This window comes from Corynebacterium marambiense, assembly GCF_016342275.1.
Lineage (GTDB): Bacteria > Actinomycetota > Actinomycetes > Mycobacteriales > Mycobacteriaceae > Corynebacterium > Corynebacterium marambiense.
In genome coordinates, this window is the sequence record NZ_JAEIOT010000004.1 from 38,623 (window position 1) to 65,096 (window position 26,474).

General features: G+C 63.6%; 22 protein-coding genes. 1 reads left to right on the forward strand and 21 read right to left on the reverse strand.

Annotated elements, in window-relative coordinates:
- Position 1: 1 nt before the first annotated feature.
- Complete coding sequence (gene guaB, locus JDV76_RS00230; RefSeq protein ID WP_198734880.1) at positions 2-1,528, reverse strand: IMP dehydrogenase; 1,527 nt, start codon at positions 1,526-1,528, stop codon at positions 2-4.
- Positions 1,529-1,767: 239 nt separating this feature from the next.
- Between guaB and JDV76_RS00235 the strand changes: the two genes are divergently transcribed.
- Positions 1,768-2,139 carry a DUF5319 domain-containing protein gene (locus JDV76_RS00235; protein WP_198734881.1) on the forward strand — a complete coding sequence of 124 codons (372 nt, stop codon included), beginning with the start codon at positions 1,768-1,770 and terminating at the stop codon, positions 2,137-2,139.
- A gap of 96 nt (positions 2,140-2,235) precedes the next feature.
- On the opposite strand, the gene JDV76_RS00240 is transcribed toward JDV76_RS00235, so the two are convergent.
- The 20 genes from JDV76_RS00240 to JDV76_RS00335 form a co-directional block, all read right to left on the reverse strand.
- Positions 2,236-3,183: a hypothetical protein gene (locus tag JDV76_RS00240; RefSeq protein ID WP_198734882.1), complete on the reverse strand. Its 948-nt coding sequence runs from the start codon at positions 3,181-3,183 to the stop codon at positions 2,236-2,238.
- Complete coding sequence (locus tag JDV76_RS00245; RefSeq protein ID WP_323374257.1) at positions 3,180-3,749, reverse strand: sigma-70 family RNA polymerase sigma factor; 570 nt, start codon at positions 3,747-3,749, stop codon at positions 3,180-3,182. The genes JDV76_RS00240 and JDV76_RS00245 overlap by 4 nt, the downstream gene beginning before the upstream one ends.
- Positions 3,750-4,101: 352 nt before the next feature.
- The gene (locus JDV76_RS00250; RefSeq protein WP_198734884.1) at positions 4,102-4,563 is read right to left on the reverse strand and encodes a YbjN domain-containing protein; all 462 of its coding nucleotides are present in this window, start codon (positions 4,561-4,563) and stop codon (positions 4,102-4,104) included.
- Positions 4,563-4,994 (reverse strand): YbjN domain-containing protein, encoded by a 432-nt coding sequence (locus JDV76_RS00255; RefSeq protein ID WP_198734885.1) that lies wholly within the window; start codon positions 4,992-4,994, stop codon positions 4,563-4,565. The genes JDV76_RS00250 and JDV76_RS00255 overlap by 1 nt, the downstream gene beginning before the upstream one ends.
- Positions 4,995-5,120: 126 nt before the next feature.
- Positions 5,121-7,811 (reverse strand): hypothetical protein, encoded by a 2,691-nt coding sequence (locus JDV76_RS00260; protein WP_198734886.1) that lies wholly within the window; start codon positions 7,809-7,811, stop codon positions 5,121-5,123.
- A gap of 29 nt (positions 7,812-7,840) precedes the next feature.
- Positions 7,841-9,670, reverse strand: coding sequence for an HSP90 family protein (locus tag JDV76_RS00265; protein WP_198734887.1), 1,830 nt, complete (start codon positions 9,668-9,670; stop codon positions 7,841-7,843).
- A gap of 153 nt (positions 9,671-9,823) precedes the next feature.
- Complete coding sequence (gene groL, locus JDV76_RS00270; RefSeq protein WP_198734888.1) at positions 9,824-11,440, reverse strand: chaperonin GroEL; 1,617 nt, start codon at positions 11,438-11,440, stop codon at positions 9,824-9,826.
- 11 nt (positions 11,441-11,451) lie between these two features.
- Complete coding sequence (gene groES, locus JDV76_RS00275; protein ID WP_198735305.1) at positions 11,452-11,751, reverse strand: co-chaperone GroES; 300 nt, start codon at positions 11,749-11,751, stop codon at positions 11,452-11,454.
- A gap of 200 nt (positions 11,752-11,951) precedes the next feature.
- Positions 11,952-13,472 (reverse strand): PKD domain-containing protein, encoded by a 1,521-nt coding sequence (locus JDV76_RS00280; protein ID WP_198734889.1) that lies wholly within the window; start codon positions 13,470-13,472, stop codon positions 11,952-11,954.
- A gap of 225 nt (positions 13,473-13,697) precedes the next feature.
- Entirely contained in the window at positions 13,698-15,716 is a 2,019-nt protein-coding gene (locus tag JDV76_RS00285) for a cutinase family protein (RefSeq protein ID WP_198734890.1), read from the reverse strand.
- 383 nt (positions 15,717-16,099) lie between these two features.
- Positions 16,100-16,543, reverse strand: a complete 444-nt coding sequence (locus JDV76_RS00290) for an SH3 domain-containing protein (protein WP_198734891.1) — start codon at positions 16,541-16,543, stop codon at positions 16,100-16,102.
- 140 nt (positions 16,544-16,683) lie between these two features.
- Positions 16,684-17,718, reverse strand: a complete 1,035-nt coding sequence (gene tsaD / locus JDV76_RS00295) for a tRNA (adenosine(37)-N6)-threonylcarbamoyltransferase complex transferase subunit TsaD (protein ID WP_198735306.1) — start codon at positions 17,716-17,718, stop codon at positions 16,684-16,686.
- A gap of 77 nt (positions 17,719-17,795) precedes the next feature.
- Complete coding sequence (rimI, locus tag JDV76_RS00300) at positions 17,796-18,335, reverse strand: ribosomal protein S18-alanine N-acetyltransferase (RefSeq protein ID WP_198734892.1); 540 nt, start codon at positions 18,333-18,335, stop codon at positions 17,796-17,798.
- Complete coding sequence (gene tsaB / locus JDV76_RS00305; protein ID WP_198734893.1) at positions 18,335-19,069, reverse strand: tRNA (adenosine(37)-N6)-threonylcarbamoyltransferase complex dimerization subunit type 1 TsaB; 735 nt, start codon at positions 19,067-19,069, stop codon at positions 18,335-18,337. Before tsaB ends, rimI begins: the two co-directional genes overlap by 1 nt.
- A 1,017-nt stretch (positions 19,070-20,086) precedes the next feature.
- Positions 20,087-20,578, reverse strand: a complete 492-nt coding sequence (gene tsaE / locus JDV76_RS00310; protein ID WP_198734894.1) for a tRNA (adenosine(37)-N6)-threonylcarbamoyltransferase complex ATPase subunit type 1 TsaE — start codon at positions 20,576-20,578, stop codon at positions 20,087-20,089.
- 37 nt (positions 20,579-20,615) lie between these two features.
- Complete coding sequence (gene alr / locus JDV76_RS00315) at positions 20,616-21,728, reverse strand: alanine racemase (protein ID WP_198734895.1); 1,113 nt, start codon at positions 21,726-21,728, stop codon at positions 20,616-20,618.
- An 86-nt stretch (positions 21,729-21,814) separates the two neighbouring features.
- The gene (locus JDV76_RS00320) at positions 21,815-23,275 is read right to left on the reverse strand and encodes a bifunctional ADP-dependent NAD(P)H-hydrate dehydratase/NAD(P)H-hydrate epimerase (RefSeq protein ID WP_198734896.1); all 1,461 of its coding nucleotides are present in this window, start codon (positions 23,273-23,275) and stop codon (positions 21,815-21,817) included.
- 105 nt (positions 23,276-23,380) lie between these two features.
- Positions 23,381-24,208, reverse strand: a complete 828-nt coding sequence (locus JDV76_RS00325; protein WP_198734897.1) for a hypothetical protein — start codon at positions 24,206-24,208, stop codon at positions 23,381-23,383.
- A gap of 220 nt (positions 24,209-24,428) precedes the next feature.
- Positions 24,429-25,082, reverse strand: a complete 654-nt coding sequence (locus tag JDV76_RS00330; RefSeq protein WP_198734898.1) for a hypothetical protein — start codon at positions 25,080-25,082, stop codon at positions 24,429-24,431.
- A 167-nt stretch (positions 25,083-25,249) separates the two neighbouring features.
- Entirely contained in the window at positions 25,250-26,455 is a 1,206-nt protein-coding gene (locus JDV76_RS00335) for an MFS transporter (RefSeq protein ID WP_198734899.1), read from the reverse strand.
- Positions 26,456-26,474 lie beyond the last annotated feature (19 nt).

Genomic DNA, 26,474 nt, shown 5'->3' on the forward strand with positions numbered 1-26,474 from the left:
TTCAGCGCTGATAGTAGTTGGGGGCTTCGACCGTCATCTGGATGTCGTGCGGGTGGGATTCCCGCAGACCGGCAGCCGTGATCTGGACGAAGCGCGCACGCTGCAGGTCCTCGATGGATGCGGAACCCGTGTAGCCCATCGCTGCGCGCAAGCCACCGACGAGTTGGTGGGTGATAGCGTCAATCGAACCACGGAACGGGACACGTCCCTCGATGCCCTCGGGAACGAGTTTCTCCTCGCTCTTGACGTCGGCCTGGAAGTAGCGGTCCTTGGAGAAAGACCGCTTTTCGCCACTGAGCCCACGGCCCTGCATCGCGCCGAGGGAGCCCATACCGCGGTACATCTTGTACTGCTTGCCATTGACGACGACCGTCTCACCGGGCGCCTCCGAGGTACCGGCGAGCAGCGAACCGAGCATGACCGTGGATGCGCCGGCGGTCAGTGCCTTGGCGATGTCACCGGAGAACTGCATGCCACCGTCGGCGATGACCGGCACGCCCGCCGCCTTCGCGGGCACGGCGGCCTCCATGATGGCGGTGATCTGCGGCGCGCCGACACCGGCGACGACGCGGGTGGTGCAAATGGAGCCGGGGCCGATGCCGACCTTGATGGCGTCCGCGCCGGCATCGATCATGGCCTGCGCCGCAGCGCGGGTAGCGAGGTTACCGCCGATGACGTCGACCTTGTGGCCGAACTCTTTCTTCACCCGGGACACCATCTCCAGCACACTCCGGTTGTGGGCGTGCGCAGTGTCCACCACAAGGACGTCGACACCGGCGTCGACGAGCGCCGCAGCGCGGCCCCACGAATCCTCACCGGTTCCGATGCCCGCGCCCACGAGCAGCCGCCCGGAGGAATCCTTAGACGAGTCAGGGTACTTCTCTGTCTTGACGAAGTCCTTCACCGTGATCAACCCGACCAGACGCCCCTCGTCATCGACGATCGGGAGCTTCTCCACCTTGTTCGCACTGAGCAGCTGGAGGGCATCTTCCTTCGCCACGCCCTCCTTCGCCACGACGAGGGGCATCGCCGTCATCACTTCGGCGACCTTCCGATTCAGGTCTCGTTCGAAGCGCATGTCCCGGTTGGTGCAGATACCCACGAGCGTGCGATTCTCGTCGATGACGGGGAGACCGGAGATGCGGTAGCGGGCACACAGGGCATCCACCTCGCCGATCGTCATGTCCGGGGTACAGGTAATCGGATCGGTGACCATGCCCGATTCGGAGCGCTTCACCATCTCCACCTGCTGGGCCTGGTCCTCCACAGACAGGTTGCGGTGCAGGACGCCCATACCACCCTGCCGCGCCATCGCGATGGCCATGCGTGCTTCCGTGACCGTGTCCATCGCAGCCGAGATCAACGGGATGTTCAGCCGGATGTTGCGCGTGAGTTGGGAGGATGTATTCACCTCGCTGGGTATCACATCGGAGGAGTCCGGGATCAGCAGGACATCGTCGAAGGTGAGTCCAACGAGAGCGACCTTGTTCGGGTCATCGCCCCCGGTGGAGACGTGGTTGTCAGTCAAGGTGAGTCATCCTTTTCTCGGGTGGTGGGGCTGAATAGACACAGGGTTCCCTCCCCAGAACGGCTTTCGGTGCCCATTCTCACGATCGGGCCCGGAGACACGTCCGAGTTGTATCGGTCCGGAGAGGTGCCATAACCCACAACAGTAGCGCGCAGGGTGGTCGCGGGGGTCACCGACCGTGGGTTCGTTTCGCCTGTCTTTGGTTGCTGTTTACCGGCCACACCCTTAGGGTGGCCTGTGTGAACTTTGATTCTATGATGCCGCCGGATCCTTTCGCGGGTGACCCGAACGACCCCGCGTCGTTCCTCGAGGCGGACGAACCACTGCCGCCGCTCAGCGATGAGGAACGCGAGCGGGTCCGCGAGGATCTCGAGCTCGTCGGCGAATTCCGCCGTGCATTGGAACCCCGGGGAGTTCTCGGAGTGTTCTTCATGTGCGAGGACTGTGACGAACAGCACTACTACGACTGGGATATCATGGCGGCGAACATGCGCGCCACCCTCGCCGGGGAGCTGTCCCCCGTGCATGAGCCATCCGCGCGCCCCGACCCCTCGGCGTATGTCCCCTGGGACTACTGCCTCGGATTCCTCGACGGGATGGAGGCGAAGTAGCACACGACCGATAGGTTGCTGTTCTCACCGACCAACGAAGGGAAAACCCCGGACTCCTCAGACAGGATTCCGGGGTTTCGCGGTAGCTGGGCCGGGTCACTGACCGGGTACGATGATCGCTTCAGTCGTCGAGATTCCGGGGACACCCGGAACCACCGGTTCACCGACGTTGTCGGCGGTCTGTCCCTCACCATCATCCGGCACCGGCAACGTCTCGGTGGTGTCGCCGGAACCGTCAGGAACCGGTAACGGAGAGGTGGACGGGGGAATCACCGGCTGCGGAACCTCGGGTGCCCCGGACGGGGCCGCAGGCAGAGGACTCGGGGCAGACGGGGGAATCCCGATGGTGGAAGTGACGGTGATCGTCGCGGGTTCCGGCGGCTCCTGCTGCTCGGGTGTGACCGTGACTGTCACAGTGCGGGGAGCCTGCGGGCGCTTGTCGGCGTCCGTCTTGGTGGCGTTGCGCGCGTTGATTTCCTTCGCCATGAGCTTGGCTTGCTCGAGAAGCTCCAGGGCACCGGCTACATCCCCGTTGGCGTTGCGATTGTCCGCTTCCTCCAGGGTGCTCGCAAGCTCCACAACGGACGCGTGATCACCGAACATGGCGGTGTTGACACCCCAGAGGGCACTACCGGGTTCCGCGTTGTACACGGCAGTACCGCCACCAGCGATGACGAGAGTCGCCGCCGCCGCGCCGATCAGGCCGTGGACGAAACCAGGGACCCCCCTGCGACGACCTGCGAGGCTGAGTACCTGTGCACCGCCATCGGCGGCAGGAGGTTCCCCCACCGCGGATTCTTCGACGGGGGCGAACCGCGTCGTCACCGGTGCCGCATCCGACAGCCGCAGCTTTTCGAGCGACGGCACGGGAGGCATCGGTGCGTCGACCTCCGATTTGAGACCGAGCAGCAGCCCGGCAAGTTCGTCGTCTCCCCCAGAAGGGTCAACGCCGCGGGCGAGGTCGTCAAGGAAGGCGTCGGTGAGGAACAGGTTGTCGTCCTGTCCCGCACTCACGCCTGCGCCCTCGGTTCGGCGGTCACTCATGCCTGGTGCTCCTGCTCATTCAGCTTCTTCCGCAATGCTCCGAGCGCCCTGTGCTGGGCAACTCTGACTGCTCCGGGGGTACTCCCCACGATTCGCGCAGTTTCTTCCGCAGACAGGCCCACGAACACCCGGAGGGTGACAATCTCGCGCGCCTTGTCACTCAATGAATCGAGAAGTGCGTGCACTCTGTTACTACCATCACTGACCAGCACATAGTCTTCCGGGGTGTCCCCGTCTCGGACGTAATCCGGAACATCATCGGTGGGATTCGACAGGTCCCTCGACAGCGACCGGTGTGCATCCGCGACCTTGTTGGAGGCGATCCCGTAGACGAAAGCCATGAACGGGCGCCCCCGGTCAACATAGTTGGCGATGGAGGTCGCCACCGCGAGACAGATCTCCTGGGCAACGTCATCGGGCGTGGGATGACGCCCGCCGCCGATCCGGGCACGGGCGTACCTCAGCACCATCGGATGCACGATCTCCATGATCCGCTGGAGCGCCGACCGGTCGCCACCGGCCGCCAACGGCACAAGTGCCGCCAGTTCGCGCTCTGCATCATTCACCCGTGGACCCCTGCATCTTCCGGCTTTCATGGACACCGTCAGCCCCGAATCTCCCCGGCAACAAAAAGCTGCGGGGAAGGCTCATGGGCTCACTGTCTCAACAGTCTAGTTCACGAGCCGGAACCCGGGTTCGACACCGTTCGCGCACTCCGCAGTATCACGCCCGCTGCTGCTCTCCGCGAAACCCCGAATGAGAACTCCTGACCGGCGGTGTCGACCTTTCTCTCTCCCGGGTTCGCCACCATCACGCCGAACGTCGAACACTGTGTGAGACGGCAGGCTCCGGCTCCGTTCTACATCCGCTCCGGGGTCCAGGAGACATTGGGGGGCGAATCGTCCCCGTCCGGGATATCTAGCTCTCTTCCCCGACGGGGATGCCGAACTCGGAACAATAATTTTCCATCACGGTCAACGCTCCGACAATCATCAGTTCGAGCTGTTTGTCCAGCTGTATGTCCGTCAGCCCGGCGCCGGTGAAGATGGCGCAGTCGGTATTGAGGAAGACACCCTCATCGTCACTGTTCATGACGGCGGTGATGTAGTGGGTGCCGGCGTTAGAGGCCTTCGCCCACTCAAGCACCTCGTCCTCCCGCTCAACGGGAAGCCGCCCGAAGGTCGAGGCGCTGACCACCACCGATGTCTCGAACGCGGCGATGAACATGAAAGGGAGGTTGTTGATGAAGCAGTAGTACCGGGGGGCACCGCCCTCATCGCGCTGCACCTTCAGTTCCTGGCGGGCAAGGGCAGCCTCCAACCGTTCCGGGGTGACCGGGGTAGGTTCATCAACGGCGTTATTCGATTTGAACCAGGCCATCAGTTGTCCTCTTCTTCGGTGGCGGGCAGGAGGTCGGGCAGATCCTCGGCAAGCTTCGATGCCGCGTGGAAACTGCTCTGGAGTGACCCCACGAGGTAGGCGTTGAGCTGGTCATCGGTGAGACCCTCGGAGGTCTGGAGAGCGTTCTCGAAGATGACGTTCGGCCCGTTCCCGGCAACGACGGTCTTCGGTATCACCAGATCCCTGTTGAGCATGTTGGCTGCGGTCACAGCCCGTTCGACGGCATCATCGTCCGTCAGTTCCCCGCGCCACCAGCCTGCGACACGGAGCAGATTATCCTCGATGGTGATGAAGAAGATGATGTCCTGGAAACCGACGACAATGTCACCGTCCTCGTCCCGGTCGAAATTGAGTTCCTCGCTCCTGAGGAAGCTCTCCACCCGGGCGTGGGTGACCATGGGTAGCGCCATGTGTGGTGTGTCCCTTCATAATTGGGTCCCCGCCTGGCACAGCAGGATCCGGGGCGACAGGAGTGCACCCTCCACTGTAGTTTTACCGGGCTCATTTTGCTGTACAGGTTCCGAGGGACGCGATTGTCAGTTGTTCTCGATCTCCCTGATCCGTTGTTCGGCAGCCCTCCGCACGGGATGACCGATGAAACGCTTACCGGACAGAACCTCGAGGGCCTCACGCGCGATCGCCACGGCTTCTGAAGGCTCGTCACCGTAGAACCGGGCATCGGACGCCATCATCAGGGCACGTGCCCGGTCCACGGGCTCGCCGAGGCGCTCGAATCCGGACGCCGCCGCAGTTGCGTAGTCCACCGCGGCGAGGAACCGCATCGCATAGAGATTCATGTACGCCTTGTCGACTAACCAATCGGCCTCCCTCCACTCCGGGGTCTTCGGCCCCGGGTGTTCGGGATCGTTGACCAGGGCACGCAGGGTGTCGAGGAGACCATCGACCACGGCCATGTCGGCGTCACCGACGTATCCGGGCTGATTCACCGCCGTGGCACAGCACTTGTAGAGCGCCAGGGCATAAGCCTCGCGGTACTTGTCCACCCGCTCCTGCAACTGCTCGTCAGCGCTGTCCCCCGCCGTGAGACGGGTGCCCGCCTCCTGCCACATGGAACGGGACACCTCAATGATCCGGTGCCAGGTTGACACCGCACGACGGGTTTCCCGGGCGTGGTCGAATGCGACGGCGGCCTGCTGAAGCGCCCCGAGCTCCCGCTCCCGCTCCTTCCGCCGGGCCATGTGCGCGGCGATCTTGAGCAGTTCCTCACCGGCCTCATCATGGAACTCAAGTTTGGCGAAGACCTGGACCAGTGACTGCCGCAGATCCAGCTCAGCCCGCGAGCCGGGATACTCGGAGGTCTTCATCAGCGCGGTCTCGAGAACTTCGGCGGCCTCATGGTACCGGCGTGCGGAGATCAGCAGTTCCGCGAGTGTCTGTGCCGCGATGAACGTCAGGCCGGGTAGTTCCGCGGCAGCGCAGAGGTTGAGCATTTGCCGGGCGCAGTCGATGCCCTCGTCCAAGTAACCGGCGTCGCGGGCACCCCGGGAGAGGAACTGCAGGGCCGCCAGTCGGACACCGACGGGTTCCGCGGACGGGGTCCGCATGGCCGTATCGGCTGCCTGGCAGGCCTCCATAACCCGACCGGAGTTGAGGGCCGCGGCGGCGTCCTCGATCAACCGGTACGCGGGATCCTCCGTCGTAGCGGCCGCCGCATCGGGCTCGGCGGCGAGGTCGATCCCGAGGAACCACTCCGCGTCCTCGACGGCACGGCGCCACGCATGCTCCAGGTCCTTGGGCACACCGGCGGCCTCCGGGCTGGTGCGCAGCCCGGGATGGTCGAGGAGCAGGTGGACCGCGTGGTGCCAGTGGACGGTCTCGATCTCGTGGCCCACTGCGGCGTTGGCGGCGAGGGCTTCCGCAAGACCATTGCCGCGCCACCAGCCGGTGACATCGATGGGGACCACCGGCGGCTCATCATCCCCGCCACCGTCCCGGCCGGGAGCCGCGTCCGCGGCGGGACCGGCGGTGGTCTCCGTGGAAGCGACGACCCTATAGTCGGCCTCGTCGGGGGTGAACATACCGGACACGTCGGCGACGGTACCCTCCGCCGGTGCGGGCAGGGGAGCGACGGGTTCTGGGTCGATGAGCCTCTGCAGCGACGCGACGTGCACGGCGTGTTCCATGCCCGGGCGGGCGTCGAAGTGTTCGGCGATCATCGTGGCGAGAGTGAGGAACCAGGCGCGCGCCTCGGCGAGGGTCGGACGGGTAAGTGTCTCGATGCCGGTCACCCACGGCAGGTTCTCACCGGGCAGCGTGACGTCCAGTGTGCGGTCCGTGGCACCGGGAATCCGATCGAGGAGAACGACGGCGGCGGCGGCGAGATTCAGCAGGTCCCGGTGGTCCTCGGCACGTTCCCACCAGGGCAGGTGACGGATGAGGATCGCTTCGGCGCGCTCGAGGCGTTCCGGCCTGCCTGCGGCGCCGGACAGCGCGAGATAGCGGAGGTGGTCCGCGTGCTGGGCGAGATCAGCCGGGTCTCGGCGGTAGCGGCGGTATCCGCGCACGTGGGCGGACCAGGCTCTGGCGTCCTGCCCCGTCCGCAACCATGGTTCGAGTAGCTCGGTGAGCAGGCCCTCGGGCTGCGACGAGCAGCTGTCCTCCATGTCGGGGAGTGCTGCCTCGCCGATCTCCCGGGCGGTCTCCCACTCACCACGACTGGCGTGGTACTCGACCCGCTGTTCGGGGCTGCAGCCTGCACAGTCGGCGAGCTCGGAGTCAGGGAGGTTCAGCCACTCGGCGTAGGCGTCCTCCACTCCGTCCTCGCCGGTGTTCCGGAGAAATCCCAGGCGGCGCATCGCCACAGCACGCCCCGGGTCCCCCAGCTCCGCGTAATATCCGCTCATCAGATCGAGTAGTGAACGGTACTGGGCCACGGGCACATCCGGGTTGTTCGCAACCGCAGACAGCACGTACTTGAGGTTCCAGGCGTGCTTGTGGTGCAGGCCGGCGCTGAACAGATCGGGTCGGCGTGAACGCATCTCCTCGACGTAGGAGAAGGGCGCGATACAGCGGTAGGTCCGCCCGTCCATGCAGTAGGCCGTACAGAGTTCAGCGTGGCAGATCAGGGACTCCTCCAACCGGTCACTGTCAACGGCGAGTTGGGCAGCCTCCGCCCAAAGTTCACTGCAGGTGCTTCCCCACGGTGTGCTGTCTGCACGCTGCATGAGGAGGCGAAGTTCATCGTGCTGATTATCGGGCTCGGTCATGGGGTGCTCCTGGTCGTCAGGTACGTGGTTCATGCGCGGTCCCCGGCATTGAGGGACGCACTGATCAGTGCGGTGAAGAGATTGGAGGACCAGGCCCGCACCTGGGCATCCATGCGGTGTCTGCCGCTGAGTAGGGCCTGGACGTAGAAACCCCGGATCGCCGATTCCACGACCACCGGGCTACCGCCCCCGGAGGCCGCACCGGCGAGCTGGTGGATGATCCCGGCGTTGGCATTCAGGATCAACTGGGGCGCGTGGTCATCGGCCTTCTCGGGGTGCATGAGATCGACCAGCCCGGCGAACAGACCCTCGTCGCGCCGCTGCCGCTCCTCGAGCGCCCGGCCCGCGGCATCCGGGTTGGGCAGGAACAGGACAGCCATCGTGGCGGGCAGGAACTTCCGCACGACGATGTTCAGTTTCTGTCCCTCGAGGGCGAGTTCAGCGGCGTCCACGAGGGGGATCAGTGCCGCCTCGGTACCGAGGTCGACGTTCTCAAGCACACCGAGAACGTCCCGGGGGTCGAGTTCGGCGATGTCCTCCTCCGGACGGTCGAGCCTGATCTGCCCGATGACCTCCTCGTCGTAGGAGAAACCGGCGTTGACGATGCACAGTCCGTTGGCCTCGGCCACGGGGCGCAAGGCGCGAAAGCGGTCATCGGTCGCCGCGTAGGCGATCCGACCGTGTTCGGCGAGGATCTCGTCGAGGGTGAGCATCCCGAGCGAGGTGGAGAACGGGACGCTGGAGGCCACCAGCGCGCGGGTCTCCGCGTCGGTCACGGCCAGGGCCTTCAGGCCCGTGAGATGGAGGGCGAGGAACTCGCGGAACCGGGCGGGCTCCCGCTCGGCGAGGTTGTTCATCCAGGTCCGGACAGCGGTCCCTATGCCCTGACGGGTCTCCTCCAGCAGTTCATCGTCGAACAGCCCCTCGCGGGAGGCGGTCGGTTTGAGGTGCTCGGCATCGGCAACGACACGGACGAAGTACGCCCACTCCGGCACGACGTCATAGGCGCGGTCGGACAGCAGCATCCTGCGGAGGTACACGCGGTGGTGCTGCTCCTGTCCGGGATGTCCCGCGCGCGCGGACACGAACGCGATCCCGTGGAGACCGGCCGCGGGAACGTCGAGGAGAACCTGGTCGAAGGGTTCGAAGCCGAACTCGTCACGACACCAGCGTGCGGCGGCGGCACGACTCATCTCCCAGGGCGCGGTGGTCTCGCTGAGGAGTTCCGGTTCCGCTCCTCTGCGGGCAAGCGTGACAGTCACCGGGAGGTGACTGCCGTAGGACAGGATCCGGCGGCGCAGCACCTCGTATTCGGCGTGCCGCTCCCCCGGCATCACGTCGAGGGTCACGGTGGTGCCGGGGCCGGTGAGTTCCGGGGGGAGTTCGTCGTCGGTGACCACGGTAGCGGACCAGGTTCCGTCGTTGGAGCCACGCCAGCACACCGGTTGCCCGGGGGTCGCGGCGGAGCGACTGTGGACGGTGATCTGCGGGGAGATCATGAAGCAGGACAAGAGTCCGATACCGAACTGCCCGATGAAGTCGCTGCGGGACATCCCCCACTCGTCGCGTTTCGACGACGCCCCGATGGTGGCGAGCAGCCCCGCAGCCTGCTGCGGAGTCAGGCCGATGCCGGTGTCGGTGACCGTGATCGTGGTGCCGTCGGTGACGATCCGGATCACGGCGGGGCAGCCGGGGTCGATAGCACGGTGTGCGGTGATCGCGTCGACGCCGTTCTGCAGGAGTTCCCGGACGAAAACCTGGGGCCCGGAGTAGAGGTTCCGGCTGAGGATCTCGACGATCCCGCCGAGATCGACCTGGAAGTTGTGGCTTTCAGCGCGTACGCCGTCGGGCTGGGTCATGGATCGTTCGATGCCTTTCTCGGACGGTCTCCGGGGACTGCACCAAGAATACGGTTTCTCCGTGAAAATGGAGCAGATCCGGCCCCTCCTTCCACCGGACGTCGGGCGTTCGGTGTGGTGGGGCCGGGTCTGTGCCGGTGTCAGTCCTTCAACCTAGTGATGGTGGTGCCCACCGGCCGCGGAATCCTCTTCCTCGGCGGGCTTCTCCACGATCGACGCCTCGGTGGTGAGCACCATGCGGGCGACGGACGTGGCGTTGACCACCGCGGAGTGGGTCACCTTCACGGGATCGATGATGCCCGCATCGATGAGGTTGCCGTACTCGAGGCTGGCGGCGTTGAAGCCTTCACCGTTCGGTAGCTCCGCCGTCTTGGAGACGACCACGGAACCGTCGACTCCTGCGTTCTCGGCAATCCAGAACGCGGGCTTGACCAGTGCGCGGGACAGGGCGAGGATGCCGACCTTGGCGTCACCATCGAACTCCTCGGCGTAGGCCTTCAGCTCGTGGGCGATCTGCACGAGTACGGAACCGCCCCCGGCGATGACACCCTCCTGCGCCGCCGCGCGGGCGGCGTTGATGGCGTCCTCGACGCGGAGCTTGCGCTCACTGACCTCGGTCTCGGTGGCGGCGCCGACCTTGATGACGGCGATGCCGCCGGACAGCTTCGCCAGGCGTTCCTGGGCCTTCTCCCGATCCCACGAGGAGTCGGTGGACTCGATCTCGCGGCGGATCTGGCCGCGACGGTTCTCCACGGCTTCCGCGCTGCCCGCGCCATCGACGATGACGGTGGAGTCCTTCGTCACGGTGATGCGGCGTGCGGAACCCAGCGAATCGAGACCGATCTCGGAGAGGTTGATACCGACCTCCGGGTCAACGATCGTTGCATCGGTGACGACGGCGAGATCATCCATGAACGCCTTGCGGCGGTCACCGAAGTACGGGGACTTCACGGCGACGATCTTCAGCGTCTTGCGGATCGAGTTGACCACCAGCATCTGCAGCGGTTCACCCTCGATGTCCTCGGCAACGATGAGGACCTGCTTACCGGAATCGACGATCTTCTCCAGCAGGGGAAGGAAGTCGGGCAGGGAGGAGATCTTGTTGCGCACCAGGAGGATCAGTGCGTCATCGAGGATCGCCTGCTGCGCGTCGACGTCGGTGATGAAGTACGGGGAGAGGAAGCCCTTCTCGAAGGAGATGCCCTCGGTGATGTCGAGGGTGGTGTCCATCGTCTGGGACTCCTCAACGGTGACGACACCGTCCTTGCCGACCTTCTCCATCGCGCCGGCGACCATCTCGCCGACCTCCGGGTCACGGGAGCTGACGGTCGCGACATTCGCGATGTCCGATGTGGACGCGACCTCGTTAGCGCGTTCCAGCAGCAGCTCGACGGTGCGCTCGGCACCGGCGGCGATACCGCGGTTCAGCTCGATGGGGTTCGCACCGGCCGCGACGTTGCGCAGACCCTCGTTGATGAGCGCCTGGGCGAGCAGCGTGGCGGTGGTGGTGCCGTCGCCGGCGATGTCGTTCGTCTTCACGGCGACGGACTTCACCAGCTGGACGCCGAGGTTCTCGAAGGGCTCGTCGACGTCGATCTCGCGGGCGATGGTCACACCGTCATTGGTCACGGTCGGGCCACCGAAGGGCTTGTCCAGCACGACGTTACGGCCGCGCGGGCCGAGGGTGACCTTGACCGCGTCGGCCAGGGTGTCCACACCGGCCTGGATGCCCTTGCGGGCCTCCTCGTTGAATGCGATCAGTTTAGTCATGGAAAACCCTCTTACTTGGTCACGATGGCGAGAATGTCACGGGCCGAGAGAATGAGGTACTCCTCGCCCGCGTACTTGATCTCGGTGCCGCCGTACTTGGAGAAGATGACGGTGTCACCCTCGTTGACGTCCAGCGGGATGCGGTCGCCCTTGTCGTCGAAACGGCCCGGACCGACGGCCACGACAGTGGCCTCCTGCGGCTTCTCCTTGGCGGAGTCCGGGATGACCAGGCCGGATGCGGTGGTGGTCTCAGCTTCGTTGATCTGGACGAGGATCTTGTCCTCGAGGGGCTTGATGTTGACGTTCGCCACGATGAATTCCTCCATGTGCTCGGGAAGTTGAATGTGATTGTGCCGGTTGAGCTTGCCCAGCACAGCCGTCGTCGCGGGTGAACAACTGTGTGTCAAACAACCTACTGGCACTCTACCCTCGCGAGTGCCAGCACTCAACCGTGTGGGGTGCCACCGCGTGGCGATGGCGATATCCGTTCAGCACACCGGTGTCCGCAGGGTCACGCACTCCCCGACCACGAGGGCAGTGCCCGCAGCGCCCCGTCGAGTTCCGCCGCGACATCTCCGGAGTAGACCCGCACCCACCGCTGGTCCGTCCCCGTACGCCCGAGGGAGTCAGTCACCGTCAACGTCACGCGGTAGGTCCCTGGCCACCGCCACACATGCTCCACGTAGCCGTCCCCCACAGGATCCACGACCGTGCCGTCCCCAAAATCAAGTCGCTGGCGGACGGGGCCATTGACAAATACACGGGACAGCATCCCCGTCAGCCCGGCGGGCTGACCAGCAAACCAGACGCCCGGCGCGTCGAGGACCGCATTCGGCGCTGTTAATTGATCGGTGACCACAGCGAGAACCGCAGCTGCGGCGCCATCTGCGGCATGGCTGATGATCGTCCGCCGCGCGCGTACCTCCGTGTCAGTCACCGTGATCACGTTCCGCGCTGAACGCACCTCGGGCCCCGGATCCGCGACGGCGTCCCCGGCGGGCCGTCCCGTGGGATCGGTCAGGATCGCTGCGACTGCGGAGGGGTCCCGGGTCGGCGGGAGCAACCACCGTTTCTCCCCGTCGCGAATTACCGCCACCCCGACGCGCGACTCGGGATTGGCCCTGGTGACCGCCTGCACTATCCGGGGAATCCCGCTCGCAAGATCCGCGAGAACCGCCGGGTCGGAGGTGTCGATGACCAGTATCTCTTCGACGGGCCGCGTCACCGCGACGCGTTCCCCACCATCCAGCTGCGCCCGTGCCCGGGCCGTCCAGGCGGACACCGTGTCGATCATCGCGCGGTCCTCAGCATCCTCATCCGGATTTCCGGTGAGGTAACTGGTGTGGATGTCCACCGACGTTCCACCCGGATCGCAGAAGATGTCGTTCCGGTAGCAGTAGTCGATTCCTTCCTGCCCCGGGGCATTGAGCGACGGCACAGGCTCCCAGGGCCACACAGGTGGCAGCGCACGACCGGGTACCGTCGGCGCACTGCCGATGTTCCGGGGAACTCGTCCATCCCGGATCGGGTTACCCAAGTACAGCACACCCGGCAGATGGGCCGCGTCAGCGAGTGCCCGCTCAGCACCGTTGAAGACCATCGCCCCCTGCGAGTATCCGACCGGTATGACCACCGGCTGACATCCGGCCGCCTGCAGGTCGGCCACCCGGTGCACGGCGGACCGCCGCCCCTGCTCAATGGAACCCATGAGTTCATCGAGGCGCCACGCCTCGACGGCCGGGTATTCCTCCGGGGCCAACGCGTCGACGGTGAACCCGTGGAGATCAGCGCGGTCCAACAACCGGGCGATACTTGCGCCCTCCCAGCCTGTCGACGGGCCGGCGGCCCCGGGATACGTCCGTGGGCCACTGAACTCAGATCCGGAACCCCGGGCGGTGAGAATCACAGGCTCCGGACAGAGCGGAACCATGGGCGCGGTGACGGTTTGGGCGGCAGCGATCCCTATGGCGCCCATCGACACCCCGGTGGTCAGCAGCGCGAGTGCCATTCGGATGATTCTGCTGCGAGACATGGGGCACTCCTGACAATTGCCGGTGGTTTTCCGCACGATCCTAGCGGAACCGCAGCACCCCTATCAGGTTGTGCGACGTCAGAGCTCCGGGTTGTCGCCTCAGGTACCTGCTGGCAACAGCGCCGAAGCGGCGGACGTTCTCCATCGAACGCCGCCGCAGGCACCCCCAGCTGGAGTTCCACACCCATCAGACCGCGGTGCGTCCAGCGAGATGAGCTTTTTCCGTCAGAGCTTCGGGGACCCCAATCCGAAAATCGTCTCGAACAACAGGACAACGAAGCTACCCAGCAGTGAGAGTACGCCGAGGATGGCCGCGAGCGTAAGCGGTCCAGGCATCGAGGACCCGGAGTCACTTCCGTCATCGCCACCCGGTTCGGGTACGTCTCCGGTGGGCTCTTCAGCTGCCGCGATTGCGGTGCGCAGTTCCTCGAATCGGGCATCTGCCGCAGCGGTTTCCGCAGCCGAATTGATATGAACCGTCCTGATATCGCGGCCGGTGTTGCCTGCGCCGTCCGTGACGGTGAGTACCACCCGGTAGTCACCCGGTGCCGTCCAGGTGTGCTGGGTGAACTCGCCCACCGGGATGTCCTCCACAGCGCCGTCGCCGTAGTCCACGGTGTAGGTCGGATCGCCGTCGACGAAGACATCGGACAGCATGCCCGTCACGTCGGCGGGAACGCCGGGCTCCCAGACTGAGGGCACGTCCAGAACGGCGTTCGGGATCTTCGCATCAGCTTCAGCGGCGTCAATGATGGCGTCAGCCGCAGCAGCCCCGTCGTAGTTGTAGACATTGCCACCCAACTGGCCGAACAGGCCGTCGACCCTATCCGCCAGGTAGGGATTGTTGGTGACGAGATTGACGGAGATGTCACCTCGTCCCTCAAAGTCGCCGTCGGCACCATCAAGGAGAAGATCGATGGGGTCCATCGGCGTTTCCGCGTCCCGCGCGGCCCGGTCATCCGAGTATGCGCCGCCACACGAAGTGAGCGCGCCGCGTTCCTCCTTGAGTTGGTCCGCGAGATTGACGGTCACAGCAGACTCACGCGCCAGATTGATGATCTTCTGTGCGGTCAGCCCGGTGACGCATTCCGGATCGTGCGGTGGCGCGTCAGAGATAGCGATGACACTGTGGTTGGCGCCCGCGCTCCACTCAGCATGCAAGAACACATCCATCAGGCCGCTGTAGAGGTCTTCCGGTTCATCTGCACCCCCACTAGTGGTCAGAGAATCCAGACCCCGTTGGAACTCATCGAAATCAGTGGTCAGCGGGACCACCCATCGACTCGCTCTGGGGGCACCACTGCCGTCATAGAAAGGCGTGGACCAATCGCGGTACTCAGCAAGTCCGATCTTCGACTTAGGGTTGGCGGCCAGTACTTTCTCCGCGATCTTCGCTGCATTCCTGCGGGCACTGTCGATGTCATCAGTCATCGAACCGGTGGTATCGATGAGCAGCACCTCTTCCAGAGGTTTTGTCACTGGAGTCACTTCAGCGGTAGCGATCTTGCGCTGGGCGTCACGGGTCCATGCGGAGAACCACCGCCGCACCTTGGCGTCGTTCTCCGCCTGCCCCCTGTAGCCGTTGAAATAGCTTGTATGAGCCTTAAAAGAGGTACCTCCCCCATCGCAGAAGAAGTCCCCTTCGTAGCAGTAATCCACTCCCGTCTGGCCCACAACGTTCTGGGAGCGCCCGAAGAGACGTCCACTGACGTCGGCGGCAGCAGTACCGAAGTTGCGGGCCTGACCAGCCTCGCGCTCCGGATTACCGATATAGAGGACACCGGGCACATAGGTTCCCTCGACCAGCGTCTCCTCCACCCCATTGAAAACCATCGCACCCTGTGAATAGCCGATGGGAATGACCACCGGCTGGCAACCGGCCGACTTCATCGCCTGGATCCGACGGATCGCCGCCTTCCGCCCCTGCGCCAGCGAGGCGTTGAAGCTACGACGGTCCAGGAAGTCCTCCGGGCCGACCGACACCGCCTCATACTCCAGATCGCTCAGGCCAGACACCCTGAATCCGTTGAGTTCCACGTCATCACCACTCAGGAATAAGCGGATGCGTTCCCCCTCCCAGCCGTTGGATTGTCCGTTCGCACCGGTGTAATCGACCTGACCGACGTTCCCTTCCCCGGATCCGCGGGCGGCGAGCACCAGGGCATCGGCACAATACGGCCGATCCACCCCGTCGGCAACGGCCACTGCCGGACTGACAATCCCAGCACCGAATGTCGCAGCCACTGTAACCAGCGTCAGAATCCCCCGAGCCATATTTAAGCGTGTCACCATGAATCCCTTTCGCTCACCTAAAATTATCCTTATAGTCGCAAAACTATACTGCGGAATGTTCTTAGGCAAGGGGAAGGAAACCCTCATTTTTCAGGGTGCGGATGATCGTGAATGATGGACTTCCCTGTGCTGTGTTCGTATGCACCCAGAGTCCCCATTTCCGCTAGCGGACATCCGCGGGCGACAACATCCACAGCGCCGACGTCTCCCTTCCACGAAATCACCACGGAGAAAACGTCATGCCGGAGCATGCGGCTCCGGTATTGGACGCACAGAGGGGGTCAACGAGTCCCCAGTATCACCTACCGGATAGCCGAGACCCCCGCGCGAAGAAGCTACTCGTTGTCGCCGTCAGCCTCCCGGCGAGCGATGTTCAGTACCGCACCCCGCCAGAGGGCGTACTCGTCGGGTTCATCCTCCCGATAGTTGCGCACCGCGCGGATCCCGCGGTCGACCTTCGCGATATCCCTCTCCGTGACATCCGCGCCGTCCGCGCCGATGAAGATGACCGGCCCACAGATTGCCGACACCGGATCGGTGAGGAATCGGGAGTTTCCTGTCGCGGCCTGGTTCCGGGCCATCGACGCCACCGGATTCGGCTCGGCGCCATTCGCTTTCGCCCCCGCCGAGTACAGCGCAGCCAGGGTCTCGCCGTCATCCTGGAACGCGACATAGACGCGGTCATTCTCCAGATCACCGAGGAAGCGGGCGGCCTCCTCGATCTCGAAGGTAAGGGTGCGGCTGGTCAGATCGGGGTAGACCAGGTAACCGATGCTCATGCGGGGGATACTCCAGGGGTTTCGTCGGGACAGACAAAAGTTCAACGACGCCACGGTATCCCGCCCGACGCACCGGAAACGGCGGTGTCGGGACATCTTCCCCGACAATTCACCGGCGCGTACCCGGTTGTTTCCCGGGGTTACACCTGCGGGATCTCAACATCGAGGCCGGGGTCCGTCCCCGCCGACAGCTCACTCGGCCCAGCACCCGCAGCGATCCGGTGCGCGGCGAGAGCCGCGATCATCACGCCGTTATCTGTGCAGAGCTTCAGCTCCGGAACCCGCAGCTCGACACCGGCGGCACGGCAGCGTTCCTCCGCAAGTTCCCGCAGCCGGGAGTTCGCGGCCACTCCCCCGCCGAGAAGCAGCACCTTCGCCCCGACATCCCCGCACGCACGGACCGCCTTCCGGGTGAGCACGTCGACCACGGCCTCCTGGAAGGACGCACACACGTCCGGCACATCAATGACCCGCCCCTCGCGCTCGGCGGCCTCGACGTGGCGAGCCACCGCCGTCTTCAACCCGGAGAAGGAGAAGTCGTGGCGGGAATCATCGCGGCGCATCATGCCCCGCGGGAAGTCCACCGCCCTCGGATTCCCCTGCTTCGCCAACCTGTCAATGACCGGGCCACCCGGATACCCCAGGCGAAGCAGACGCGCCACCTTGTCGTAGGCCTCACCCGCGGCGTCGTCAAGCGTGGACCCCAGCTCACGCATCGGCAGCCCGACACCGTCAACCTCGAGCAACTGCGTGTGACCGCCGGAGACCAGCAGCGCCACCGAATGCGGCAGGTCCCGGCCATCGAGTGTCGCCACCGCGACATGCCCGCCGAGGTGGTTGACCGCGTAGAACGGCACCCCCCACGCCGCCGCGAAGGCCTTCGCCGCACTCGCGCCCACGAGCAGCGCACCGGCGAGCCCGGGGCCGATGGTGCAGGCCACGGCATCCGGGCGGTCGATGCCCGCCTGCCGGAGTGCCTCCCGGGTGACCGGACCGATCGACTCCAGGTGCGCACGCGACGCGATCTCGGGCACGACACCGCCGAAACGGGCGTGCTGATCCATCGACGAGGCGACGGCATCCGCGAGGATTTCCAGTTCGGGTGTCAACCCCGGACCGTGCGTGATGCGCACGATGCCGACACCCGTCTCGTCGCAGGAACTCTCGACGCCCATGACGATGGTGCGGCGGATCGTGTCGTCACCGTTCTGTGCCGGTTCCGGGATGGTCGACGTGTTCACAGGTCGTGTCCTCACAGGTTGTCCTCGGTGGCCGTCCGCGCTGATGCGGGATCGCGACGCATGGTGTACGCGTCCGCACCGGACGGCTGATAGTAGTTGCGGCGCACACCCAGACGGACGAAACCGTAACGCTCGTACAGGGTGATGGCCGGTTCATTGTCGCACCGCACCTCCAGGAACACCGGGCCGGAGCGTTCATCGGCGGCGGCGAGCATGGCCTCCAGCAAGTGGCGGCCGATACCGCGACGCTGGTGTGCGGGGTCCACGCCGATGGTGTGTACCTCGAACTCGGGGTCATCCGGCGGGCCGGCCATGGCGAGGATCGCGTAGCCCACGAGCTCACCCGTTCCCTCGGACATGGCGCCCGCACCACCGGACTGATCCGCGCCCCCGGTCTCCACCGCCGCGAGACAGAGGCAGAAAGGGTTGCCCATCTCCGAACGGAACGCCGCGGCACTCCACGGATCATCCCCGGGGAAGAGGATCCGCTCAAGCTCGGAGCACCGCTGCGCGTCGCTCGGGGAGAGACGCCGGATAATGACGGAACCCATCACAGTTCCACGTCCGGCACAGCCGGGCTGATCGGTTTCGGCTTCGGCGGCACCGCGTCCGGGCGCCGCAGATAGAGCGGGACGATGGGCTCCGGTTCCCGGGCCAGATCGGCCGCACGGACGAGCGACACCGGCGACGGGGAGAGGTCCAACGCCGGTACCTCGGCGAGTGTGTCGACGCGGAGCTTCTCCGCCAGGCTGTCCGGGACGCTGAGCGAACCGACGACGCCGACGAGTTCAGCGACGTCGGCGGGCTTGTTCACCGCCGGACCCCCGACGCGGACAGGTCCCGCACCGGTGTCGGTGCACTCGTAGCTGGCCCAGTAGACCTCCCGCCGACGCGCATCGGTGGCGACGAGAAGCCGGGACTGTCCGGGATTCTTTTCCGCAAGCTGGATCGCAATCGAGTCCAGCGAGCACACACCGTGCACCGGGATACCGAGCGCCTCCCCGAAGGCGGTCGCGGTCACCATCCCTACCCGCAGACCGGTGAACGGCCCCGGCCCGCACCCGACGACCACCGCGTCGAGATCCGCAGGCTTCAGTCCCGCCTCATCGAGACACTCCAGGATCGACGGCGTCAGACGCTCACCGTGCTGGCGGCAGTCCGGGAGGATGCGCTCGGCAACGGAGCGGGCAGTCGGGGCGGTGGTTCCGTCGACCGATCCACCGGAGGCCGTGACGATACCGGTGACGATGGTCGGTGTGGACGTGTCGATGACGAGGATGCGCACGGGGGACACTGTAGTGGATGGATCGGCACAACCTATCGTGAGAAATCCGCGTGGTGGCCAGGTAGCTGGCACAACTTGCGGGCAATGACCGTGTTCACTAGATTGAGATACACAGAAGGTGAGGACAAGATCCCTCATCATGAGTGAAGAAAGTCCATGGAACCCAGAGCGTCCATGGGCTTTTTTCATCTTCCAGGGCGCCTACCGGCGACATCCTGAACTCGACTGATCCCGCTCACCCACTCTGCAACAGCAGGATCGATACTACGAACGAGTGCGAAGGCCTCTCGCATACGATCCCCCACGTCAATTCCCAGCAATGGTTCCATGTGGGAAACACGGTTCCGTAAATGATGAATGTGGACGACTCTCCAGTATGCCTTCTCCCCCTCTGGGTCAACCTCGTTGGGAAATGAGTTTTTCAGAGCGGCCTCCCACAGGAGTCGACGATTACTGTTATCCAGAGATGACCGGGAGGCTTGGGAATGGTGGTTGGGCAACAGGTCTTTCCACATTCCGAACATGACCTGCGCCAGGACATCATCGTGACTGACGGGAACTCCGTGACGGGGATGATCCACCGCCCGCCTACCAGCTTCTTTCTGCGCACGATTAAGCGCACTCTGCCGTTTACCAGCAGTTAGACCACGTAGCGGGGTGGCTGGCTCCTGAAGCAACCAACTCCCGCTCCTGCCGGTGCGCTTCACATTCCATGCCTGGAGTTCCCGATCCATAGCGTTGCGCAGGACCACTTCCGTGACACCGAGAACCTCGTGCACCGCCGCAGTCAGCTCCAGATTCCACCGGTAGAGACGCAACGCGTCTTTCTCGTTCCCACCGGTCTGAACAAGATACGGCTGCATGCGAGACCTATGCAGTGCATCAAAGATCTTCGCCCGGGTACGAGATTTCATGGCACTATATTTTCACGAATAGACTATTTGCTACCACCCTTTTCCGGAAATCCCACTTGCGTATCCGGATCCTCCCGGACTACTGCCACCGGTGGACCGGAAACTAACGTAGCCGCCACTCCACAATCCGTGCCTCCGACTCCGGGTCCTCCCGCACGGCCGTTTCCCGGTCGAAGGTGACCTCGAGCCAGGTGTCGGTGAGTTGTTCCACCAGCCCCCCGCCCCATTCGGCGACGATGACGGCGTCGTCGAGTTCGGTGTCCAGGTCGAGGGAGTCAAGAGCCCCGAGGGCATCGACCTCGGCGTCCGGGTCCTCCCCGAACAACCGGTAGGCGTCGACGTGGATGAGGTCGGGGCCTCCGGTGAGTGAGCGGTGCACGCGGGCGATGACGAACGTCGGGGACGTGACCCGGCCCTTTACCTTCATCCCCTCCGCCAGGCCCTGGGTGAAGGTCGTCTTGCCCGCGCCGAGCGGCCCGTCGAGAATCACCACATCCCCCGCTTCGAGCGCTGCGCCGAGTTCCGCAGCGAACGCGCGGGTGTCGGCGGCGGTCTCCAGCCGCGTGGTTCCGGTGGTCGGGAACGTGGACTTCATCGGTCTTCTCCCACTGTGTGCTGCATGAGGGATACGGTCACTGCCCCACGTACTCGCGGACCACGCGCCCGTGCGGGCGGCAGATGATCTCGTAGGGGATGGTGTCGAGGGCGCGTGCGAGATCGTAGGCGGTCATCTCACCCGAGGTACCGGGGCCGAAGATCACGGCTTCGTCTCCCATAGTGACCCCGTGCGGGTTCGATCCGAGATCGATAACGATCTGATCCATGCACACGACGCCGACCTGCGGGTACCGGTGTCCGTTGATGGTGACCTCTATTGTGCCGGCCAGACCGCGGGCGAGCCCATCCGCGTATCCCATGGACACGACGGCGAGTACGCCTTTGTGCCCGGCGCGCCAGGTGAGCCCGTAGGACACTCCTTCGCCTTTGTCGACCGGTTTCACGACGGTGACGGTCGCGGCGAGTGTCATCGCCGGGCGTAGTCCGTTGTCCCATCCCGCAACGGGTTCCAGGCCGTAGAGCGCCAGTCCCGGTCGTACCATGTCAAAACCGAGGTCATCCCGGGTCAGTACTGCCGGAGTGTTCGCCAGATGGTTGACGCTCGGATTGAGTCCGGTTTCCCGGGCGGCCGCGATGGCGTCTTTGAGGCGTTGTGCCTGGGCATTGTTCTCGGGGTTTCCGGGTTCGTCGGCGCACGCCAGGTGCGAGAATATCCCGGTGACGTTGACGGCATCGTGCGCGTCGGCGAGCAGCCCGAATACTCCGTTCCATTCGCATCGGGGTACTCCGGCGCGGTGGAGGCCGGTGTCGGCTTTGACGGTGACCCGGGCGGTACGCCCACACGCGCGGGCAGCGGCGACGACGGCGTGGGCTTGCTCCACGGAGCTGACGCCGAGGTCGATGCCGTCGGAGATCGCGGCCCGGAGGTCCTGCTCGGGCGTCCAGATCCAGGACAGTATCGGTTGCGTGATGCCTGCCGCCCGTAGTTCGTGTGCCTCGGCGAGGGTGGCCACACCAAATTGATCGGCGCCGTTAGCGGCGATGGTTTGTGCGACTTTCGCTGCGCCGTGGTTGTATCCGTCCGCTTTGACCACGGCCATCAACTGCGCCGCACCCGCACGCTTCTTGAGCAGTCTGGTGTTGTACGCGATGGCAGCGAGGTCGATACGGGCGGTGAGCAAGTTCATGGTTGTCCATTCTGCCACGCGGGAAACTGGCTCTCGCGTTCACGTAGCCCCACTTGTTGACGCCCGTCCGTGCCCGATGCTGCCCGTTATCTAATGGGATTCACTGCCATCCGGACAACACCCCGGACGGCGGCGGCGATACCGCTGGATGGGACGGGACCGCCGCAGGCCCGGGCCGCCTCTCCGTGGACCTTCGCCGCGAGCGCGACCATCTCTGGGTCGGCGCGGTGGGCGATGGCGGCACCAATGATACCGCTCAGTACGTCCCCGGAGCCGGGTGTGGCGGCCCAGGAGCATCCGGCGTCGACGAGGAAACACTTTTCGGCGGTGGCGACAACGGTGACCCGCCCTTTGAGCAGGACGCAGCAGTTCAGTTTCTCCGCTAGAGCTCGGGCGGCGGCGATTCGGTCGGACCCCGGGGCGGTACCGGTGAGGCGTTCGAACTCCCGATCGTGCGGGGTGAGCACGGTGAATACACCCCGGTGCCCGCGGGTGGTGATCATGTCGGCGAGCTCCGCGCGGGAGGAGACGAGGGTGAGTGCATCGGCGTCGAGAAGCACCGGTAGGTCGGTGGCGAGGAGGTCCGCGAGAATCGTGGCCTCATCCTCCCCGGTCCCGGTTCCGGGCCCCACCGCCCACGCCTGTACCCGGCCCGCTTCGGCGATCGTGGGTGTGCCGATGATCTCGGGGTGGGCGGTGATCACCGCGTCGTGGCAGCTTCCGGCGAAGCGAACCATCGGAGAGGTGGCGCGCAGGGCTCCGGTGGTGGCGAGCACCGCCGCCCCGGGGTACCTACCGGACCCGGCGTGGACGCCGACCACTCCCCCGGTGTACTTGTCCGAGGTACGACCGGGTCGCGGCCAGGCTGCGAGATCCCCGCGTTCGACGAGGCGGGCGTGCGGGGTGTGGTTCTCCAGTTCCCGGTCGATCCCGAGGCCGTGGCAGGTGACAGTTCCGCAGTGTTCCGCGCCGAACACGTGCACGGGTTTCAATGCCCCGAAGGTGACGGTGTGGGTGGCGGGGAGATGGTCGTCGTGGGCGTGCCCGGTCATCGGGTCGACACCGCTGGGGATGTCGACGGCGACGACGGTCGGACCAGTGTCGCAGCCGCGGATGATCCGGGCCGCGGCCGCACCGTGCCCCCGCAGACCACCGGATGCGCCGAGTCCGACGATCCCGTCAATGATGAGGTCGGCACCCCGAACGTCTCCGGCCGGTTGTTCCCCGGGGGCACGCCAGCGAGCGCAGGTTCCGAGAAATGCGGACGCCTCCCCGTGCAGTGTCGAGCCGACGGGCCACACGGTGACACCCGCACCACGGCGGGCGAGTTCGGCGGCGGCGAACAGCGCGTCACCGCCGTTTCCCCCGGAGCCTGCGAGGACCAGAACCTTCGCGCCGGCGGCACCTGGGCTTCGACGGCCGCGCAGGATACGGTCGCAGTCCACCGCCAGAGAGTGCGCCGCACGCCTCATGAGGCCCCCACCAAGTTTCTCCAGCAGCGGTCGCTCGGCGGCACGGACGGTGTCCGGGATGTGGACGGGGATCATGGTTTCATCTCCTGGAAGGTGACGGTGTGTACCAACGCATAAGAAATAGCTCCGTCAAAAGCCACCGGCGTCAATAGTAAGTCAAAGAAACTATCACCACGCAAATCACATCATAGAACAATCAACACCCCAAACACACTGAACAAGCAAGCCAAGTCCACCAACGCGATTGAAAGCATCACCATGACCGACCATATCCGGCCGCACAAAAGTCCTATCAGGAGGATTATCGAAACTCGGATAACCGACGGCGACAAACGGGTTACCATGGTCATCAACCACAATGGGATCGTCGTATCCTTCAAAGTGAAATTCAATATTGAATTTCACTTTCTTTCCAGATGGAACAATAACCAAAGCCTTATATGATGTTACCTCACTCGAACTAATTGAAGAACCATGGGAGCTCAAATATCTCTCCCCTGTAATCGAACCATTCTCTACTTCTAGAGCATTTCGATCGGGAGAGCCGAGATCAATTGCAAAATTAACCCTAGGAGAATCACCCTGTGGCGTAAAAAATGTCATAATTTTAGGAGAGAATTCCTCCGATTCGTTAATGACACTAGCCAGAATTTCTTTTACAACCACCGGATTTTTCGTTAACCCCTTCATTGAAAAATCTATCTCAATCATTGCGTCAACACCATCCCGCAAATCTGAGATTCGACCTGTTTGATTATATTTCCAGAATAAAGGACCGACTGGCTGTCCAATCGCGCTAGGAACATCATTGCCTGGCCACTCCATCAAAGAAGTATCCAAGTCACCGTCATTTTCTTGAATACCATCAAGCTGTTCTAGCGAAATAGAATCTTCACTATACCGAGAAAACCATTTATTTTGTTTTACGGCCACAACAGATGCAGGGCTAGTTGTTGAATCGACAATATCAACCACACGACGAGAGGTCGATTCCTGATAAGTCGCCATTAGTGGATGGAAAAAGAAGCTAAACAAGCCAATAATTGCAGCAACAATTACCCCAACAGCAATGCCTCCAAAATTTTCCCGAAACCAATTATTTGAGCTTTTAGAAAAAGAAATCTAGACCACCCCGTTTCTAACATAAGGACACCCTGACAAAAATGGCTAAATAAAGGCCAAACCAAGTTACGCGTGAAATAAACATAGATCTTCTGAAAGGCAGTTTTTAGTGCAGATTTTCTTCCTCCAATGCAGCCCTGTCGAGAGCAACATTCTCCAAACTTAGGACACCATCACGCACTTTAACCTCACCAACTAATGGAACACTTGGGCAGCAAGATGGATCTCCATCAAGATACCCATCCCAATAGACAGTTAACACTTCATCACTTATGTACATAGATTTAACCCCCCCCCGGCCGGCATCAATTTTGATCGCACTACCCGATCGGGAAATTCGATTTATACTCCTATCAATTTGTCCAATAAAATTATCCCTGTCAGTATATACCAAGATCGTCGAAGGCCACATGACAGTACCTGTCGCACAGGTGACATCTATTACGCCATCATCAATTCCATCACCATTCATATCACCAATGACCAAGTGTCCTCCTGTCTCTAAATTCTCGCCCGAATATGAGCCGACAATTCCCACATGGGCCCGCCCACCTAACATATGATCCAACTGCCCATCCACCATCTCGCCACCAGGATTCCCACAAAGAGGCGGAACCTCTGCACCTATTAAATCATCATAGCTAACAGGCCTAGCGGCACCTCTATCCTCAGAACCAATCCCCCCAGTCCTCAAATCAGAACAACCAGAAATAGAAAATAGCATAAAAAAGAATACGATTGCTAAATTTAGTTTCCGCAAACTTCCTCCTCAATATTTCCTGAATCGCTGATCAAAACGATCAATTTAAAATTGATCAAACAATAATCTATAGACCAGAGAGCTTCATGACGACACACTACTTTATCGACACTATACGACCATAGCAGCAGTGCTGTCACAGTTGGTGGATCATAAATACTCTTTCTTCAATTCCATCGCCGCTTCCGCGTAACGCGCGCCCCGGCGACGGCGAGTGCGCAGGCCGCGGCGACACCGACTCCGGCGACGAGCAGGATCGTTTCGCTCCCACCGGAGGTACCACCGGTGAACAAAGGCAGGGGGTGTTCGCCCACCTGTCCCCCGATGAATGCGCCGGAGGCGATGGCGATATTGAAGGCACCGGAGTTGAGGCCTGATCCGGCTTCGGCGTTATCTCCTGCGGCGCGGAGCACCCATGCCTGGGAGACCACGGAGATCGCGCCACCGAACAGCCCCCAGGCGAGCATCACCAGGCCTGCGGATAGCGACGAACCGACGAACAGAGCGAAGGCGAGCAGGGCAGCGACGACTCCGGCGGGGATGATGACGACGGTGGCGTTGAGGGAGCGTTTCATCAGGGGCCCGGCGAGGAAGTTTCCGGTGAGCCCGGCGATCCCGAAGATGAACAGTTGGGTGCTGATCCCGGTGACGGGTACCTCACCGAGGTCCTGGAGTAACGGTGAGGCGTAGGTGTAGGCGGTGAAGTGCGCGGTGACGAGGATGAGCGTGTAGGCCACTCCGAACTGGACGCCACGCAGGCGGGCGGTCGCCGCGATGTCTCCCAGGGCGACCGCAGTGGTGGTCGTGGCCGCTGGGACGAGCAGGATCAGGCCGACCGCGACAAGGAGGGCGGCACCCGCCACGACGAGGAATGCTTCTTGCCAGGAGGTCCTCTCCCCGAGCCAGGTCGCCAGGGGGACGCCGAGTACGATGGCGGCCGCCGCGCCGGAGAAAGCGACCGTGAGTGCTTTCGCGGCGTCCTCTTTCGCGGCAACGCGGACAACGGTGGCGCCGAGGAGCGCCCAGAACATGCCGAGCGCCACTCCGACGAGGATGCGGGAGGCGAGGAAGAGCGCTGGTGTGGGTGAGAGTGCCGAGAGCACTCCCGAGATCGCGTTCGCGGCCAGTGCCCCGGCGAGGATGAAGCGCCTATCAGTGCGCCCAACGAGTTTCGGGGCGAAGATCGCGACGATTCCCGCAAGGATCCCGGGGATGGTGACGCCCAGACCGATCGTGCCGTGGGAGGTGCCGAGGTCATCGGCGACGAGTGTGAGGACACCGATGGGCAGTTCTTCCATCGTGGTCATCACAAAGATTCCCAGACCCAGCATGACGATTCCCGCCCAGGGGGTGCGGTCGGCGGTGTCGGACAACGGTGTCGATTCCTTTCCT

What these genes read in the sequence shown, in the direction of transcription:
- JDV76_RS00240 (WP_198734882.1), bottom strand. Translation starts at nt 3,183, where the DNA reads ATGAGTGACCGCCGAACCGAGGGCGCAGGCGTGAGTGCGGGACAGGAC.
- JDV76_RS00250 (WP_198734884.1), bottom strand. Translation starts at nt 4,563, where the DNA reads ATGGCCTGGTTCAAATCGAATAACGCCGTTGATGAACCTACCCCGGTC.
- JDV76_RS00255 (WP_198734885.1), bottom strand. Translation starts at nt 4,994, where the DNA reads ATGGCGCTACCCATGGTCACCCACGCCCGGGTGGAGAGCTTCCTCAGG.
- JDV76_RS00260 (WP_198734886.1), bottom strand. Translation starts at nt 7,811, where the DNA reads ATGACCGAGCCCGATAATCAGCACGATGAACTTCGCCTCCTCATGCAG.
- JDV76_RS00265 (WP_198734887.1), bottom strand. Translation starts at nt 9,670, where the DNA reads ATGACCCAGCCCGACGGCGTACGCGCTGAAAGCCACAACTTCCAGGTC.
- groL (WP_198734888.1), bottom strand. Translation starts at nt 11,440, where the DNA reads ATGACTAAACTGATCGCATTCAACGAGGAGGCCCGCAAGGGCATCCAG.
- JDV76_RS00280 (WP_198734889.1), bottom strand. Translation starts at nt 13,472, where the DNA reads ATGTCTCGCAGCAGAATCATCCGAATGGCACTCGCGCTGCTGACCACC.
- JDV76_RS00290 (WP_198734891.1), bottom strand. Translation starts at nt 16,543, where the DNA reads ATGAGCATCGGTTACCTGGTCTACCCCGATCTGACCAGCCGCACCCTT.
- tsaD (WP_198735306.1), bottom strand. Translation starts at nt 17,718, where the DNA reads ATGGGCGTCGAGAGTTCCTGCGACGAGACGGGTGTCGGCATCGTGCGC.
- rimI (WP_198734892.1), bottom strand. Translation starts at nt 18,335, where the DNA reads ATGGGTTCCGTCATTATCCGGCGTCTCTCCCCGAGCGACGCGCAGCGG.
- tsaE (WP_198734894.1), bottom strand. Translation starts at nt 20,578, where the DNA reads ATGAAGTCCACGTTCCCGACCACCGGAACCACGCGGCTGGAGACCGCC.
- alr (WP_198734895.1), bottom strand. Translation starts at nt 21,728, where the DNA reads ATGAACTTGCTCACCGCCCGTATCGACCTCGCTGCCATCGCGTACAAC.
- JDV76_RS00320 (WP_198734896.1), bottom strand. Translation starts at nt 23,275, where the DNA reads ATGATCCCCGTCCACATCCCGGACACCGTCCGTGCCGCCGAGCGACCG.
- JDV76_RS00325 (WP_198734897.1), bottom strand. Translation starts at nt 24,208, where the DNA reads ATGGCGACTTATCAGGAATCGACCTCTCGTCGTGTGGTTGATATTGTC.